Source organism: Caballeronia sordidicola (genome assembly GCF_000729995.1).
In the GTDB taxonomy this organism is placed as follows: Bacteria; Pseudomonadota; Gammaproteobacteria; order Burkholderiales; family Burkholderiaceae; genus Caballeronia; species Caballeronia sordidicola_A.
Genome location: NZ_JNFG01000214.1, coordinates 260,753 through 276,431 on the forward strand (window position 1 = coordinate 260,753; position 15,679 = coordinate 276,431).

Here is a 15,679-nt window from a genome sequence, read left to right on the forward strand (position 1 = left end):
GCTCGCGTCCTCGGCGAGCGCGAATTACTCATCCGTTTTCGTCTCGCCGCCGTAGCGCGTTTCGCGCGAATGCGCCGCACCGGTCACCCCTTTTTTCTTGCGCTCTTTCATGAAGTTGCTTTCATCCGGCTCGTAACGGATGTTCGTGCCGAGCGCATGCATGACGTAACCGTGCACGAACTGCGAGGTCATGCCGAGCGAGTCAAGCGCGAGATGCGTGGCAGCCTTGCCGATCGCGATCGCGTCACGTGGCAGACGAACGATCCGTTCGGCCCAGTCCTCGCCGGCGGCCGCGAGTTCGCTCGCAGGCACGGCCTTGTTCACAAGCCCAAGGCGCGCGGCCTCAGTCCCATTCATCGTTTCACCGAGCAGCAGCACTTCGCGCGCTTTCTTTGGACCCATCGTGAGAATGTTGATGCTCGTCATGTACGAAGCGCCCGCGAGGCCCATCTTTTGTTCGGGGTGACCGATCTTCGCGTCTTCGGCGGCGATCGCCAGATCGCTCGCTTCCACGATGTACAGCCCCGCCCCGACGCAATATCCCTGCACCAGCGAAAGCGTGGGCTTGGTGCAATACAGGATCTGGCGAAACTGCTCTACGTGGTGCTTGTCGAAACTCAACCGGATGCGTTGGCTTGGCCTGCGCGCTCCGGGGTCTTTCGAAAAACCATATTCCGCGCCGCCGACCTGCGCGAGATCGTGCCCCGTCGAAAAGTCCCGCCCCTCACCGCGGAAGATGATCACGCGCACGTCGTCGTCGCGTTCGGCGGTTTCTACGTGCTCCATCAGCCGGTCGAACATTTCGTAAGTCAGCGCGTTGCGCTTTTCATCACGGCAGAACGTGATGTAGGCACGGCCTTCTTTCGCTTCGTACTTAACCAGGTCTCTCAGATCGTCACTCATTGCTCGTCCTTGGGTCTTGGGGTTGTGCAGCCCGAATCAATCAATGGCGCGGGCCAATGTACCGGGCGCATTCAGCCAGCAGCATCAAACAAAAATCCGGCAATTAAATTTTGGTCCATTGGATGAACCTTTGAAACATACTCTACAAAATCCACAGCGATGTCAAGTCTCGAAAGCGCGAGGTTTCCAGGCAAGCTGAATACGGACGTCGAACCCGTACGCGGCGGATTACTGACTACGTGAGACTGATTGCGTATTGCTTACTTGATGAATCGAACGAGCGGAGGTAGCATCAAGCGACAACACATGAATGGATTAATCATTGAAAACCTCCAACACCAGCAGCCGCGCGCCCAAGCCCAAGATTGAAGCTGCCTCCGAAGACGCCGCGCCACCGCGCGCGCGTCCGGTGCACGCCTACGCGCCTGTGCAGACGCGTCGTGCGTTCGAGGCAGTCGCGGACCAGATCCGGGGCCAGTTGGCAAGCGGTGCGCTGCAGCCCGGCGATCGCCTGCCGCCCGAGCGCGAGTTGGCCGAGCAGTTCAGCCTGAGCCGCAACACGGTCAGAGAGGCCTTGCGTTCCCTCGAAATGGCTGGCGTGCTGGAGTTTCGCAAGGGCGCCACCGGCGGCGCGTTTGTGCGCGAAGGCCAGGGCGACGCCGTGATCGCCGGGTTCGCCGACCTTTTCCGGCTTGGCGCAATTCGTCCGGCGGACCTTACCGAAGCGCGGCTCATCGTGAGCGTGGCGGCAACGCGCCTCGCCTGCCAGCGCGGGACCGAGGCGGACTTCGAAGCCCTACGCGAAAATTTCCATCGAAGCGAACTCGCGGTGGCCGAAGGTGATGTTCACGAACGCGTGCGGATCAATCTCGATTTCCATCGGTTGCTCGCGCGCACGGCACGCAACCCCGTGCTGGTCATCTTGACCGATGCGCTCGTCGAGATTCACGAACAGTTGCTGGAAGTGGTGTCGCCGCTGCCGGACAGCGCGGTCATGCCATCACGCCGGCGCCTGCTCAAATACCTCGCGGCCCGTGACGAAGAAAAGGCTGCCGCCGAGATGGAAACGCATCTGAAGGCGCTCCAACGGCACTATCTTTTGCAGCAGACGGAGATCAAGCAGGTCAGGCGCGCGAGCTGAATCGTTCGGCAGACGCAGGCCAGGCGCTTTGGATTGGCCTGCTTCTGCTGGACGAAAAAACTATGCGGACACTTCAAGGCCGCGAGCCACGGCCTCTGCGGAGCGCAGACCGAACACGGCCGCCTTGGCAAGGCCGCCCACATACCCTGCGTTAGCGCCCCCCTCGATTCCACCTGTCGTCGCGCCGGCCGCATATAGGCCCGGTATCGGCCGGTGCCCTTCGTCAAGCACCTGCCCGTCTGCATCAATAACCAACCCGCCCATCGTGTAGGTCATTCCCGCGCACAGCGCAATGGCGAGATAGCCAGGACCGTTGATCGGCCACGGCCCGGTGGCAAGCGTCGCGGGTTTGACCGTGCGTCGCAGGGAAAGCGTGTCGAGGCGACCGCCCGCGAGCGCCTCGTTATATTCCCGCAAGGTTCGCTTTAATGTATGCGCTTGCATGCCGAGTTTGGCCGCGAGCGTTTCGATGTCGTTGGCCCGGTGAATCGTTGCACCCAGTCGCTCAAGGGCGGGATTCGGCGGCAGCAGGAACGCCCCACCCGGTCCTGACCAGATGGCTTCATCGAGAATGACGAAGGACGACAGCGGTTCATCGAGCGCGGCGACCGCATTCGCGATCGCGACGCCGCCCAGGCCCTCGTCGGTGAAACGTCTTCCCGCACCGTCCACGACAATGGCCGACGAAGCGACGATGTCGAGCACCGGATAAGGCCATAGCGATTCGTCATTCAGTGCGCCCGCACATTGCACGTGCCCGTAGAACTTGTCCATGCCCGTCACCGCGGCGCCGACGGCCTGCGCCATGCGGATGCCGTCTCCCATGCCCGTTCCCGCACCTCGCTTGCACAGATGCTCCGGCCGCGGCGAAATGTATTCGCGGACCATGACCGCATTACCCTGGAAACCGCCGTCGGCTAGCAGCACGGCGCGCGCTTCGATCAGCAGGTCTTCACCCTGCCCGGTCTGTGCAGTCACGCCCGAACATCGTCCGCCGGTCACTCGAAGCTCGCGCGCCCGCGCGTCTCTGATGAAGCGTCCGCCGGATGCCGCGAACGCTGCTTCCAGCCGCTGTAGCAGCAGATCACCGCCCTTGCCTCGCCAGTGATTTTGGAAGCCGGTCTCCCGCAAGCTGAACGGCATGAGCATGTGGCCCATGAACGGATAATCGCCGCCGCGCCCGAACTCTGCGCCGCGCCGCGCCAGCCAGTCGACAACACGCGCGCCGTCCTTCGCCATTGCGTGCGCAAGTGCTTCGTCGCGCAAGCCCTCACTCGCTTCGACGATCGCTTGTTGCAAGACCTCCGTCCCGGCCTCGATATCGCGAAAGGCGATATGAAAAACCCCTCCCGCGTAACGCGAATTGGCAGGATAAAGTGGTTCTCGACCCGCTTCCAGAAGGATGACTGAACATCCGAGTTCCGTCGCGCGATTGGCGGCGACGAGCCCTGCAAGTCCGCCTCCGACGATTGCGAAATCTGCGCTCAGCGACGCGTTCGGCATCATGCGTTCTCCATACGGTTTTAACCGAGGTAGGCTTGCTGGATCGATTCGTGATTGCGTAGCGACTCGCCGGTTCCTTCGGCCGCAATGTTGCCGACCGAGAGCACGTATCCGTAGTCGGAAAGCGCCAGCGCTTCGTCGGCATGTTGTTCGACGAGAAGAATGGTCAGCCCGCTTCGCCGCAACACCTGCAGCACGTTGAACATGCGCTCGACCACGATGGGCGCGAGGCCGAGCGACGGTTCGTCCAGCAGCAACAACTTCGGATCGGCCATCAGCGCGCGCCCTATCGCCACCATCGACTGCTCTCCGCCGCTTAACGTGATGGCCCGTTGATCGGCGCGCTCCTTGAGTTTCGGAAAGAGCTCATACACGTAGTCGAGGCGCTCGCGAAAAAGCGCCGAAGCGCGTCGTTGTCGCAACCGGTGGAAACCGAGCCGCAGGTTCTCCGTGACTGTCAATGCGGAAAAAAGCTGACGGCCCTCGGGCACCTGAACGATCCCGAGTTCCACCACTTCCGGCGCTGACATCCTGACGATATTCTGCCCGTCAAAGGTGATGGCTCCAGCGTTCACATCGACGAGCCGCGACAACGCGTTGATGAGCGTGGACTTGCCTGCGCCGTTGGCGCCGACCGCGGCGACAATGGTTCCCTGGCGTATTTCGAGCGAGATGCCGTGCAACGCCTCGGTGCCCTTGTAGCCGGCACGCAATCCCTCAATCTTTAGCATGCGCGCCCCCGGTTCCCAGATACGCCTCGATCACCTTCGGGTCACTCTGGACCGCCGCGGCGTCCCCTTCGGCAATCTTCGCGCCGTGATCGAGCACGACGATGCGATGACATAACCCCATGATGAATCCGATATCGTGCTCGACGATCAGGATCGTCAGTCCATCGTCGTTGAGCAGGCGCAGCATGCGGCCGAGACCCGCCGTTTCTTCGTCGTTCAGACCCGCGGCCGGTTCGTCGAGCAGCAGGATGCCGGGCTCGCTCGCAAGCGCACGCGCGATTTCGACGAGACGTTGCTGCCCGTGCGGCACATGCGCGATCAGGTCGTCCGCGCGCGGCGCAAGGCCGACGAACTGCAGCAGTTCCATCGCGCGTTGCGCACAGCGGCGCTCGTCGGCCGCGACCTTGCGAAAGCGCAGCAGCGACGGGATGAAACCGTCGACAAGTTGCGGATGAAATCCGAGCATCACGTTCTCGAGGACCGTGAGTCCGCTGAACAGGCGCACGATCTGGAAGGTACGGGCCATGCCCATCGCGCTTCGACGATGAAGCGGCGTATTCGTGATGTTTTCCTGCTTGAAGAAGATCTCGCCGGCACTCAGGCCGTCGACGCCCGTGATGAGGTTGAAGGTCGTTGACTTGCCCGCGCCGTTCGGCCCGATCAGCCCGACGGCTTCCCCCTGCCGCACATCGAAGGACACGTCGTCGACGGCTACTAGTCCGCCAAAACGCTTCATGCCACCACGGATCGACATGAGCTGCGGCGCTTCGATAGGCGTTCGCGATGCAGTTTGCGTCCTCATCGTCCCACTCCTTTCTTGACGGCGTGCTTGGGCGCAAGGCGCGTCGGCGCCTGCCGCGCGTGCCTGCCCCTGAGCGTGCCGGCAAGCGACTTGATCATCCCCGACAAACCATGCGGCATGAAGATCAGGAACAGGAGCAGGCACAGGCCGTACATGAGCGTCTCCATTTCTCCAAAGCGCGTCAGGAACTGCGGCGCGATCACGACCACGATCGAACCCAGGATCGGCCCGTAACGCGTGCCGAGGCCGCCGACCACGGCGATCGTAAGCATCGATACCAGCACGGGAAATTCGCCCATGCTCGGGCTGACCTGCCGGCTGACAACGGCGAAACCGATGCCCGCCAATCCAGCGATAACCGCGCTCAGCACGAACACGCGCAGCTTCTGTACGGCCACGTTGACACCGAGCGCGGCTGCTGCCTTGTCATCGTCGCGGATCGCCTGCAGCGAGCGGCCAAGATGGCTCGATACGATGAAGTTCTGCAAGGCCAGCACGAGCGCGGTCGCGGCCACGATCAGGTAGTACAGCGTCACACGGTCCACGGTCTTATCGCCGATCGTGATCGACGGAATCAGCAGGCCGCCAGTGCCGCCCGTCACGTCGATCCAGCGATTGGCCACCCCTGATATGACGAGCCCGAAACAGAGCGTCGCCATTGCGAGGTAGTGCGTGCGCAGCCTGAGCAGGGGTACGCCGATCACCACCGCGACCAGCGCGCAGATCACAAGGCTGACGGGCAGCGCCGCAAGCACCGGCAAACCTGCCTTGAGCTGCAACAGCGCGTATGCATACGCCGCGATAGCGAAGAAGCCCTGATGGCCCATGGCGATCTGTCCCGCGTAGCCGTAGAGCAGATTGAAACCCATGCTCAGGATTGCGTAGATGCAGATCAGTGAAACCAGCCGTAACTGGAAGCCGCTGGTAAGCAGCGCCGGCGCCGCAAGTGCAACCACCAGGAACGCGACGAACGGCAGCCGTGCTTGCCACGCGGGGGATCGGGTAGATGTGTTGGTCATCGCCGGACCGCCTCCAAGTCGCCCAGGAGTCCGAAAGGACGGATCAGAAGGACCAGGAGAATGAGGAGGAAGATGATGGGTTCCGCATACAGGCTGCTGCCGTAACCGGCGACGAACGTCTCCAGCAAACCAATGACGAGCCCGCCCGCCGCCGCCGCGAACGGGCTGCCAAGGCCACCGAGTATCGCGGCCATGAAGCCCTTGACCGTCAGCGCCACGCCCATTGAAACCTGGCCGCCGAGGAGCGGCCCGATCAGCACGCCTGAGATGCCGCTCACGAATGCGCTGAACATGAACCCGAAGCGGACAATGCGCGACGAGCGAATGCCCATCAACTGCGCGACGCGCGGGTTCGCTCCGGTTGCGCGCACGCACAGTCCAAAGCTCGTGCGATACAACAAGAACCACGTGACAAGCAGAAAGACGACGAAAGCGCCCACGATCGCGAGCTGCTGAAGATTGGTCGTCAGCGGTCCGAGGGTGATGGGATCGAGCGGCAGGATGTTGGGCACATAAAGCTGGTTCGCACCCCAGATCAGCAACGCAATGCCGCTTGCGATGATCGCGGCTGCCAATGTCCCGATCATGATCGTGAGCGGCGGTGCGCCGCGCCGCACGAGCGGGCGATACACCGCGAATTCGAGCGCAAGCGCGCAGATGAGTACCACTGCTATCACGGCCAGCAGCGCGACGGGCGTGGGCAGGCTGTACGTGACCATGAAGAGGATCGCCGACATCGCGCCGATCATCACGAAATCGCCCTGCGCGAAATTGATGACCCGATTCGTGCCGTAGATCAGCGATAGCGACAGTCCGATCAGACCGTAGACGCTCCCGTTGGTTAGCCCAGCGAGCAGTAAGACACTGATTTTATCCATTTGCGTATGCCAGTTTAGAGGGCAAAGCGAAGCGCCGCTGCGGCCCTTGCGGGCTCGCATAAGCGGTTAAAGCGGCTTGAACTTGCTCAGGTCGGGCTTGACGAGCCGCGTCCCGTTGTCCGCGACGAGAATGAAGACGTACCAGTTCTGATCAGGCGAGCCGTGATGCTGTTGCGGACCAAAGTGGTAACTCGCGTTCTGCTCGCCCTGCAGTCCCTTGAACTGCGTGAGCTTTTCGGTGCCGTCACGGAACGCCTTGCGCGCTTCTTCGATGTTGCCGGCGTCGATCGCCTTGAGCACGGCTGGCGTCGCGATGACCTGCAGCGCCGCTTTGGCGGCGTCATAGCCGATGACCGGATAAAGCGTCGGCTGGTGCGGCCCGAAGCGCGCATTGAAGGCCGTGAAGAACTTCTGCACGTCGGGGCGTGACGGATCGACGGTATTCGGAATCAGCACGCCGTCGCTTGACGACCCTGCAAGCTTGCGCATCGTGTCGAGCAGCGCACTGCGCGACACGACTATCGGCGCCGTAATGTTGAGCTGGTGCGCAGTGCGCAGCACGCGCGCGCCGTCGGCGGGATAGGGGAAAACGAGCAGCACGTCGGGCTTCGCGTCACGCAGGTTCGTGAGTTGCGGCGACAAGTCCGTCGCGTTCACGTCGTAAGTCTGCTGCGCTACCACCGCGATGTTCTTTTTCTTGAGCGCGGCGGTCGTCGCGCGGGCGCCGTCGGTGCCGAACGGCAGCGAGTTGTTGATGATCGCCGGCCGCTTGAATCCCTGCTGCGCGAGCAGGTCGGCAATCGCCGCCGCATCCTGGCGATTGGCCGGCCCGAAGCGGAAGTTATACGTCGCGGGCGGATCAGTCAGCGTGTCCGTGCCGGCTGACAGCATGTAGTAGGGGATCTTGTTTTCTGTCGCTACGGGAATCATCGCCGCAGCCGGCGCCGAAGGATTTCCGCCGATGATCACCAACCCCTTGTCGTCTTCGGCGCAGCGTGAGGCAAAGGTCGCCGTCAATTGCGGGTCGGTCTTGCCGTCATAGGCAATCACCTTCAACGGGTGACCACCGATTCCACCCGCGGCATTGGCTTCGTCGACCGCCATCATCACACCCTGGTAACCCTGGGTGCCCGTATCCGCTGCCGCACCACTGCGGTCATCGATCGAACAAATCAGGATCGGATCGGCGGCGAACGCAGGAAGCGTGATGGCGGTGGCGACGCTCGCCACTGCGATCAGTCCCACGACCTTCGTCCAGCCGGATTTCGGTGTCAAATTCGGTCTCAAGCGTGTCGCGCATCTCGACGTGTTCATGGATGTCTTCTCCGGGTACTCGCTCGGTCAATCGCTTGACCTTGGTTTATTTGTCATTGGATGAACCTTTGCGCTTATCATAGGGTCGTCAGATTCCCGGTGTCAAGAAAGCTCGGCTCGGGGTTTAACCTTGGATAGTCCGCGTCGGGCTTCGTCTGTAGAGTTGTTTGAAGAATCGAAACCGGCCGTCGATGCCTCGGCGGCGCTCACATCAGGAGACAAACGTGAAGATGCAATGCACTCACACCATGCATGGCGTGCAGTTGCGGGATCCCGGTAATGTCGTGCTTACCCGGCTCCCCGTTCCGGCAGCCGCTGCCGGCGAAGTCGTGCTGCGCGTGCTGGCCGCGGGCCTGTGTCAGACCGACCTGCACATCCGCAGCGCATCCGACTCGCGCACGCCCGACGGCACGACGCTCGGACATGAGATCGCGGGCGAGGTGGAAGACATCGGGGCAGGCGTGACGCAATGGCGCCGCGGCGAGCGTGTGGTCGTTCATCCGTGCTGGTCGTGCGGCGCGTGCAGCGCATGTCTCGCCGGCCGGCAGAACGCCTGCCGCCGCACCGGCGGCAGGCTGAACCCGCCGCCGACTCCCGGTGTGACAAAAAATGGGGGCATGGCCGAATACGTAAGCGCACCGGCTAGTGCGCTTGTTGCAATCGGAGATCTCGATCCCGCAATCGCCGCCACGCTGACCGACGCGGCACTCACGCCTTATCACGCGATCCGGACTTGCCGCGACCTCTTAGATCCAGGCTCAACCACCGTGATCATCGGGCTGGGCGGGCTCGGCAATCTCGCGGCGCAAATTCTTCGTGCGACGACGGCGACGCGAATCGTGGCGACGGACATCTCGCAAGAGGCGATCGATGCGGCGCGACCATGGGCCGACGACACCCTGCGCTCGGACCAGCCGGATCTGGCTGCGCGGATCGTCGAGATGACCGAAGGCTTCGGCGCTGATGTCGTGCTTGATTTCGTCGGCACTGATGCAACGCTACAGCTGGCGGCCTCACTCGTCGGCCGGTACGGCGCGATTCGTGTCGTAGGGCTCTCGGGCGGCACTTATCCGTTCGTCGCGCGCTCGGCCGGCAATTCGTTGCCGCGCGGCGTGTCCCTCATGTGCCCGTATGGCGGAACCTACAGCGACCTCGCAGCCGTGATCGCGCTCGCACAGCGCGGGGAGATCCGGCCCCTCGTCACGCGCTTTGCCCTTGGCGACGCGATGAGCGCCTTCGACGCTTTGCAGGCTGGCGAAATTCGCGGACGCGCGGTGCTGATTCCTGGGGAAGCCGCAACGTAAGCGCAGCAAAAACACAGCGGCGCGATCAGGCCATATGCGCCGCTGCGGCCGTGACCTGCCCGACCATCATGTCGGCAACTTTCTCCGCGGCCATCATCGTCGGGAAGTTGATGTTGCCGCTCGGAATATGCGGAAAGATCGATGCATCGACAACGCGCAAGCCCTGCACGCCCCGCACGCGTGCCTGATGGTCGGTCACGGCAAGCGGATCGTCGTCCGCGCCCATCCGGCAGGTACACGACGGATGCCACACGCCCACGCACGCGCCACGCACGAACTCGCGCAGTGCCGCGTCGTCGGCGAGGAGGTCTGCGAGCGTCGCGCCGCCGGCTATCACTCGCGTCATCAGCAAGCGCCGCAGCGGTGGTGGACCATCGAGCAAGGCGGCCAGCACGTCGGTGATCATCTTGTTGCGGCGACTCAGGAGCGCCACCTGTCTGACCTTCTCGCTGTAGCTCGCCGGAAACGGATCGGCCGTCACTTCCTTTACGGCCGCGAGCGCCTGCACCGCCGCCATCCGGCGAAAGCCGTCGACCAGCCGGTCGAGGTCACGCTCGTCCGAGAGAAAGTTGAAATCGATCGAGGGCGCCACCCGCCAGTCCGCCGAGGCGAGCTTGACTTCGCCAACGTTGGAGAACGGCTTGTTCACATACATCAGCATGGTGCCAATGCGCTCGCCGACGGCATGCCACGATGTCTTCGTGACAACGGACACGAACATGTCACCGCCCGGTGCGCCTCCCATGCCGGAGGAATAGCGCCAGCCGAGCAGGATGTGCCTGCGGGTTGATCCATTCACACGGGCGGCCTTGCGTATGAACGATGCCAGCGCAATCGACGGATGCTCCATCAGATGCTGCCCGACACCGGGCGACTCCGCGACAACCGTAATCCCGTGCTCGCGCAAATGCGCAGCGGGACCTATGCCCGAGCGCATGAGAATGGCCGGCGACTGCAGCGCGCCCGCCGACAAAATGACTTCGCCGGCCCGCACGGTGGCGGGCCGATCCGGCGCTTCAATACGGATGCCGCAGCATCTCGTGCCTTCAAACAGCAGGCCGGCGACTTCGGTATCGGTCCAGATCGTCAGGTTCGGGCGATCGCGTGTTTGCGCGTCGAGATAGCCCATCGACGCCGACACGCGCCGTTCGTCCAGGTTCGAGATTGCAATGGGAAAGTAGCCGTCCCTGAACTCGCCATTCTGGTCCGGCAAGTAGCTGTAACCCGACTCCTTCAACGCAGCGGCAATGGCCGTGGCGTGCTTCGGCCATGCGTCGGGAAAAATTCGGCGCACCGGAATGCGCCCTGATTTGCCGTGCAATGGACCGTCGAAATCGATGTCTCGCTCGATCTTCCTGAAATACGGCAGCACGCTCTCCCATCCCCAGCCCTTGAGGCCGCGCGCTTCCCAGTCGTCGTAGTCACTGGGCGCGCCGCGGTTGAAGAATTGTCCGTTGATCGACGAGCCTCCGCCCAGGATGCGGGCTTGCTCATACTTGCGCAATTTGCGCGGCGCCGTGGTTGCATCGGTTGGCGCAACGGTCGTCACGCGCAGGTCAGGCCACAAGTAGTTCGGGTTCAGGTAGGCGGTGCCCGGGTAGCTGTCCAGGATCGCCGCCGGCAGCTTGTCGTTCGGCAAGTCGGCGCCCGCTTCGCAGAGCAGCACCCGCTTGGCTGGATTCGCCGAGAGGCGATTGGCGAGCACCGAACCGGCCGAACCGCCGCCGACAATGATGTAGTCAAAGAATGTCGTCATATTGATCTTGTGGTCCCTCTGCGCATTCAGTCGAGATTGATCGCGATACTTTTCACCGACGTGTACAGGTCCAGCACCTCGCGGCCACGCTCGCGGCCCCATCCCGACTGCTTGTAGCCGCCGAACGGCAATGCCGGATCATTGACCATGTGGGCGTTCACGGAGACTGAACCCGCCTTGATGCGCCGCGCGAGCTTGTGCGCGAGGCTCAGGTTCTGCGTCCAGATCCCGGCGAACAGGCCGAACTCGCTGTTGTTCGCCTCCGCTGCGATGGCCTCGAGATCCTCGTCGTCAAAGGGCATCGCGCAGACTACGGGGCCGAAGATTTCTTCGCGATAGATCGACATGCTGGTCGACGTATCGACGAAGACCGTAGGGCGTACGAAATAGCCGCCGTCATCCGGTGCGGCTCTGCTGCCCATGCGTTGTGCGCCCTCCTCCTCACCCTGGCGGATATAGGCGTTGACACGCTGCATCTGCTGGCTCGAAATCAGCGGACCTACCTGGCTATCGGGCGCGAGACCGTGACCGACTTTCAACTTGTCGCCGTGCTCGATCACGCCCTCGACCACTCGATCGAACACCTTCTTGTGAACGAAGAGCCGCGATCCGGCCGAGCAGACTTGACCGCTATTGAAGAAGATCGCGTTCGCCGCACCCGTCGTCGCGAGGTCGAGGTTGGCATCGGGAAAGACGAATACGGGCGACTTCCCACCCAGTTCCAGTGACACTTTCTTGAGATTGCCCAGCGCGGCCTGGACGATGCGCTTGCCCGTTTGCGTCGAACCCGTGAAGGCGATCTTGTCGACATCGGGATGCGCGGCGAGTGCGGCGCCCGCCGTGGCGCCAAAACCGGTGACAATATTCACGACGCCATCCGGTATGCCCGCTTCCTGGATGATCTGCCCGAGCCGCAGCGCATTCAACGGCGTCTGTTCAGCGGGCTTGAGCACGACAGTGCAACCGGTCGCCAGCGCGGGTGCGATCTTCCAGATCGCCATCGACAATGGAAAATTCCACGGAATGATCTGCCCGACCACGCCGACGGGATCACGCGTGGTGTACGCGTGCCATTCGCCCGGCACCGAAACGTTCACCGACTCGCCATTCATCTTGGTCGCCCAGCCGGCCATGTAGCGGAGCATCTCCGCCGTGCCCGCAATGCCGCGCCGCGCAACCGCAAGCGGCTTGCCGTTGTCGACCGCTTCGATCTCGGCCAGTTCGTTTCCGTGATGTTCGATCAGGTCCGCGAGCCGCAACATCACGCGCGTGCGGTCCGCGGGCTTCATCTTCGCCCAGTCGCCGGTCTCGAAGGCGCGGCGCGCGGCGCGCACGGCCAGATCGATGTCCTCCGCGTCCCCTTCAGGAACGCGTGCCACGATTTCGCCCGTGCCCGGATCGAAGACGTCGAAGGTTTTGCCCGACAGCGCCGCGACCCAGCGGCCACCGATCAGCAGTTGATGCGTGCCACGGATGAAGTTCGCGCTTCGTTCGCCCAGGCTTTCATAGATTGTCGACATCGTTTAAGACTCCTAGATTGTTCGGGCCGCAGCGGGCTGGAGCAATGTTTTCAGATCGAACTGCAGGTCGGCAGCTTGTGCCGGGGTCACGGGCGCATCGGCGGCGAGCAGGCGCCGCGCGGCCATGTGATCCGCTGGGCGGTTGACCGACTCGACCGCGACGAGTTGTCCCTTCGAAAAGCCATAAGCTGAAAATTTCAGGCCGGCCCGGTCGCCGCGCAGGACCACCTCGTCGGCACGGCCCATCGCGACGCCGGCGATCTGCAACTTCACGCCGCCCTGATCGCTCCAGAACCACGGGACGGCTTCGAAACCATGCGTGTGCCCGGTTAGCCGTTGCGCGAGATAGCGCGCCTGGTCGACCGCGTTCTGAACCGATTCGATCCGGCAGTTGCCGAATGCAAAGCGCGACGGGAACGCCGCGCAATCACCGAGCGCGGAAATCGACGGATCGCTTGTCGCCAGGTTCAAATCGACGACGATGCCGTTCGCGATTTCAAGGCCCGCTTCTTTCGCGAGTTCCACATTCGGAATCACGCCGATGCTCACAACGAGCAGGTCGGCTTCATGCAGCGTGCCGTCGGTCGTCTGTGCACCCACGACCCGACCCGCCTCCGTGTGGATGCTGGTCACGCCACTATCGAAACTGAAGGTGGTTCCGAGCGACTCATGGTGTTGGCGAAAGGCGTCGGCAACGGGCGAACTGACGGCTCGGCTCATCAGATTCGAACTCGCCTCGATCACCCGCACCGAGACACCGCGCTTCGCGGCCACGGCGGCGAACTCGAGCCCGAGAAAACCCGCACCGACGATCACGGCCTGCTGCGAGCGGTTGAGCGCCTCGCGCAGGCCACGCGCGTCGTGCAGCGTACGCAGGCTAAGCAAACCAGTGGTCGAGCTGTCCCAACCCGGCAGGAGGCGGTTGCGCGCGCCCGTCGCCAGGACGAGATGCTCATAGTCAATGCACCGGCCGTCGCCCGTCGTCACCTGGCGGCGTTCCCGGTCGATGTGCGGTATCCGCACGCCGAGCATCAGTTCAATATCGCGGCCCGCATAAAAGGCTTCCGTCTGGAACGTAAGCTGCTCGGCCTCGCAGTCGCCGCTCTGGAACGCCTTCGACAACGGCGGGCGCTGATACGGAAGATCCGGCTCGTCACCGATCAGCAGCACGCGCTTCTCGTAGCCGGCATCGCGCAGCGACACAGCCAGCTGATAGCCGGCCTGCCCCGCGCCGATAATCAAGATTCCCGCGTCCTTCATGTCACGACCTTTGCAAACGTGTTACGCCGCCGGCGCATGTGAAGAGCGCCGGGATCACGGGTGTCACTCGTCGAATGAAATCACGAGCGCCGGGCACAGTCGCGCGGCTTCACGGCAGGCCTCATGCAGGTGTTGCGGCGGATATTCCTGAAGAACGATGACAAGGCCGTCATCCTCGTTCTGGCTGAAGACTTCCGGAGCGGCCACCACGCACAACCCGGCACCGATGCATTTCGTCGCGTCAACCTTGATTCTCATGTCTGTCTCCTGATGCTTTCTTCATGCTCGCACGGGGTGCGCGGGCTTATCCAGCCACAACTCGGTCACCACTCGACCGGCAATGTGTCCACGCCGTAGACGAACGCGTCGTAGCGGAACTTGATTTCTTCGACGGGGACCGCGAGGCGCAATGTCGGCAGACGCTGGAACAACGTCGAGAAGACAATTTGCAACTCGGCGCGTGCGAGCGGCTGCCCGAGGCACTGGTGCACGCCGTAGCTGAACGCCACGTGGTGCAGCGCCGGGCGACGAATGTCGAACTTGTCAGGCTCATCAAACGCCTTCGGGTCCCGATTCGCCGCCGTGATCAGCGCGAGCACGCCCTCGCCCTTCCTGATAAGCGTGCCGGCTACTTCGACATCCTCCAAAGCAACGCGCGGCCCGTTGTAATGCACGATCGTGTGAAAGCGCAGCATCTCCTCGACCGTATTGCGCACGAGTGACGGGTCGGCGACGAGCGCGTCCTTCTGATCGGGATTCGTCAGCAGCGACAGCGTGCCGAGCGCGATCATGTTGGCGGTGGTTTCATGACCTCCCATCAGCAGCAGCTCGATGGTCGCGAGCGCTTCTTCGCGTGTCATGTGTCCGGGCACGACCTGGCTCATCACAAGGCGGCTGATGAGATCGCTGCGGTTGCCCGGATGCGCCATCTTCTCGGTGATCAGGCGGTCCAGGTATTCGCGCATTTCCGCGCCGGCCTTGATCGGCACCTCCGGGTCGGCCGTGAGGTCGAGCTTGGCCTTGCTGCGCTCCTGGAAGAAGTCGCGATCCTCATAAGGCACGCCCAGCATCCGCGATATGACCGTGGTGGGCACCGTCAGCGCGAAATCCTCGAAGAGGTCCGCAGGTGACCCCTTGGCGATGAACTCGTCCAGCAAGGTATCGACCGTCTGCTGCAATTCAGGGCGCATCGCTTCGATGTGATGGACCATGAACTCCTTTGAGAGCATCCGCCGGTACTTGGTGTGCTGGGGCGAGTCCATGCGGATGATCGTCGGCGGAAATTCGTTCTTGAGCAAGGCCGCGCGAGCGGGCGCAATGAACGGATAACCCGGCGTCGACGGCACCGTGGAAAAGCGGCCGTCGCCGAGAATCGCGCGCACGTCGTCGTAGCGGGTCGCGATCCACGCAAGCGAACCGTCAGGCATGGTTACCCTGGAAAGCCCCTCGTTCTTGCGGATCTCGGCGTATTCGGGCGGCGGGGCAAACGGACAACGGCCCATTGGAAAGGCCGGTGCAGCGGCGGTAAGGTCGTCCATCAAAGGTCTC

Annotated in this window: 14 protein-coding genes; 2 read left to right on the forward strand and 12 right to left on the reverse strand. The window is 62.9% G+C overall.

The window, feature by feature from the left end:
- Positions 1 to 24 precede the first annotated feature (24 nt).
- The gene (locus tag FH08_RS0145775; RefSeq protein WP_031364790.1) at positions 25 to 903 is read right to left on the reverse strand and encodes an enoyl-CoA hydratase/isomerase family protein; all 879 of its coding nucleotides are present in this window, start codon (positions 901 to 903) and stop codon (positions 25 to 27) included.
- A gap of 322 nt (positions 904 to 1,225) precedes the next feature.
- Here FH08_RS0145775 and FH08_RS0145780 point away from each other — a divergent pair, with 322 nt between their 5' ends.
- Complete coding sequence (locus FH08_RS0145780) at positions 1,226 to 2,044, forward strand: FadR/GntR family transcriptional regulator (protein WP_081889831.1); 819 nt, start codon at positions 1,226 to 1,228, stop codon at positions 2,042 to 2,044.
- Between the two features lie 60 nt (positions 2,045 to 2,104).
- Here the strand turns inward: FH08_RS0145780 and FH08_RS0145785 are convergent, their stop codons facing one another.
- The 6 genes from FH08_RS0145785 to FH08_RS0145810 all read right to left on the reverse strand — a co-directional run bounded on the left by FH08_RS0145785 (position 2,105) and on the right by FH08_RS0145810 (position 8,291).
- Entirely contained in the window at positions 2,105 to 3,550 is a 1,446-nt protein-coding gene (locus FH08_RS0145785; RefSeq protein ID WP_031364792.1) for an FAD-dependent oxidoreductase, read from the reverse strand.
- A 17-nt stretch (positions 3,551 to 3,567) separates the two neighbouring features.
- Positions 3,568 to 4,278 (reverse strand): ABC transporter ATP-binding protein, encoded by a 711-nt coding sequence (locus tag FH08_RS0145790; protein WP_031364793.1) that lies wholly within the window; start codon positions 4,276 to 4,278, stop codon positions 3,568 to 3,570.
- Positions 4,265 to 5,080 carry an ABC transporter ATP-binding protein gene (locus FH08_RS0145795; protein ID WP_051889024.1) on the reverse strand — a complete coding sequence of 272 codons (816 nt, stop codon included), beginning with the start codon at positions 5,078 to 5,080 and terminating at the stop codon, positions 4,265 to 4,267. The genes FH08_RS0145790 and FH08_RS0145795 overlap by 14 nt, the downstream gene beginning before the upstream one ends.
- Positions 5,077 to 6,099, reverse strand: a complete 1,023-nt coding sequence (locus FH08_RS0145800) for a branched-chain amino acid ABC transporter permease (protein WP_031364795.1) — start codon at positions 6,097 to 6,099, stop codon at positions 5,077 to 5,079. The genes FH08_RS0145795 and FH08_RS0145800 overlap by 4 nt, the downstream gene beginning before the upstream one ends.
- The gene (locus FH08_RS0145805; protein WP_031364796.1) at positions 6,096 to 6,977 is read right to left on the reverse strand and encodes a branched-chain amino acid ABC transporter permease; all 882 of its coding nucleotides are present in this window, start codon (positions 6,975 to 6,977) and stop codon (positions 6,096 to 6,098) included. The genes FH08_RS0145800 and FH08_RS0145805 overlap by 4 nt, the downstream gene beginning before the upstream one ends.
- A gap of 66 nt (positions 6,978 to 7,043) precedes the next feature.
- On the reverse strand, positions 7,044 to 8,291 hold the full coding sequence (locus FH08_RS0145810; protein ID WP_031364797.1) for an ABC transporter substrate-binding protein: 1,248 nt from the start codon (positions 8,289 to 8,291) through the stop codon (positions 7,044 to 7,046).
- A gap of 230 nt (positions 8,292 to 8,521) precedes the next feature.
- On the opposite strand from FH08_RS0145810, the gene FH08_RS0145815 reads away from it, so the two are divergent.
- The gene (locus tag FH08_RS0145815) at positions 8,522 to 9,595 is read left to right on the forward strand and encodes an alcohol dehydrogenase catalytic domain-containing protein (RefSeq protein WP_235210733.1); all 1,074 of its coding nucleotides are present in this window, start codon (positions 8,522 to 8,524) and stop codon (positions 9,593 to 9,595) included.
- A 25-nt stretch (positions 9,596 to 9,620) separates the two neighbouring features.
- On the opposite strand, the gene FH08_RS0145820 is transcribed toward FH08_RS0145815, so the two are convergent.
- The 5 genes from FH08_RS0145820 to FH08_RS0145840 form a co-directional block, all read right to left on the reverse strand.
- A complete protein-coding gene (locus FH08_RS0145820) occupies positions 9,621 to 11,351 on the reverse strand; it encodes a GMC family oxidoreductase (protein WP_031364799.1) in 1,731 nt (576 codons plus the stop codon).
- Between the two features lie 26 nt (positions 11,352 to 11,377).
- Positions 11,378 to 12,871 carry an aldehyde dehydrogenase family protein gene (locus tag FH08_RS0145825; protein WP_031364800.1) on the reverse strand — a complete coding sequence of 498 codons (1,494 nt, stop codon included), beginning with the start codon at positions 12,869 to 12,871 and terminating at the stop codon, positions 11,378 to 11,380.
- 12 nt (positions 12,872 to 12,883) lie between these two features.
- Positions 12,884 to 14,131: an NAD(P)/FAD-dependent oxidoreductase gene (locus tag FH08_RS0145830; RefSeq protein ID WP_031364801.1), complete on the reverse strand. Its 1,248-nt coding sequence runs from the start codon at positions 14,129 to 14,131 to the stop codon at positions 12,884 to 12,886.
- A 63-nt stretch (positions 14,132 to 14,194) separates the two neighbouring features.
- Positions 14,195 to 14,389, reverse strand: a complete 195-nt coding sequence (locus FH08_RS0145835) for a ferredoxin (RefSeq protein ID WP_031364802.1) — start codon at positions 14,387 to 14,389, stop codon at positions 14,195 to 14,197.
- A 65-nt stretch (positions 14,390 to 14,454) separates the two neighbouring features.
- Positions 14,455 to 15,669 carry a cytochrome P450 gene (locus tag FH08_RS0145840; protein WP_031364803.1) on the reverse strand — a complete coding sequence of 405 codons (1,215 nt, stop codon included), beginning with the start codon at positions 15,667 to 15,669 and terminating at the stop codon, positions 14,455 to 14,457.
- Between the last annotated feature and the right edge of the window lie 10 nt (positions 15,670 to 15,679).

Excerpts from the sequence above, each read along its gene's own strand:
- FH08_RS0145800 (WP_031364795.1), bottom strand. The coding sequence starts at position 6,099 with ATGACCAACACATCTACCCGATCCCCCGCGTGGCAAGCACGGCTGCCG.
- FH08_RS0145805 (WP_031364796.1), bottom strand. The coding sequence starts at position 6,977 with ATGGATAAAATCAGTGTCTTACTGCTCGCTGGGCTAACCAACGGGAGC.
- FH08_RS0145820 (WP_031364799.1), bottom strand. The coding sequence starts at position 11,351 with ATGACGACATTCTTTGACTACATCATTGTCGGCGGCGGTTCGGCCGGT.
- FH08_RS0145810 (WP_031364797.1), bottom strand. The coding sequence starts at position 8,291 with ATGAACACGTCGAGATGCGCGACACGCTTGAGACCGAATTTGACACCG.
- FH08_RS0145795 (WP_051889024.1), bottom strand. The coding sequence starts at position 5,080 with ATGAGGACGCAAACTGCATCGCGAACGCCTATCGAAGCGCCGCAGCTC.
- FH08_RS0145815 (WP_235210733.1), top strand. The coding sequence starts at position 8,522 with ATGCAATGCACTCACACCATGCATGGCGTGCAGTTGCGGGATCCCGGT.
- FH08_RS0145835 (WP_031364802.1), bottom strand. The coding sequence starts at position 14,389 with ATGAGAATCAAGGTTGACGCGACGAAATGCATCGGTGCCGGGTTGTGC.
- FH08_RS0145840 (WP_031364803.1), bottom strand. The coding sequence starts at position 15,669 with ATGGACGACCTTACCGCCGCTGCACCGGCCTTTCCAATGGGCCGTTGT.
- FH08_RS0145790 (WP_031364793.1), bottom strand. The coding sequence starts at position 4,278 with ATGCTAAAGATTGAGGGATTGCGTGCCGGCTACAAGGGCACCGAGGCG.
- FH08_RS0145825 (WP_031364800.1), bottom strand. The coding sequence starts at position 12,871 with ATGTCGACAATCTATGAAAGCCTGGGCGAACGAAGCGCGAACTTCATC.
- FH08_RS0145785 (WP_031364792.1), bottom strand. The coding sequence starts at position 3,550 with ATGATGCCGAACGCGTCGCTGAGCGCAGATTTCGCAATCGTCGGAGGC.
- FH08_RS0145830 (WP_031364801.1), bottom strand. The coding sequence starts at position 14,131 with ATGAAGGACGCGGGAATCTTGATTATCGGCGCGGGGCAGGCCGGCTAT.
- FH08_RS0145775 (WP_031364790.1), bottom strand. The coding sequence starts at position 903 with ATGAGTGACGATCTGAGAGACCTGGTTAAGTACGAAGCGAAAGAAGGC.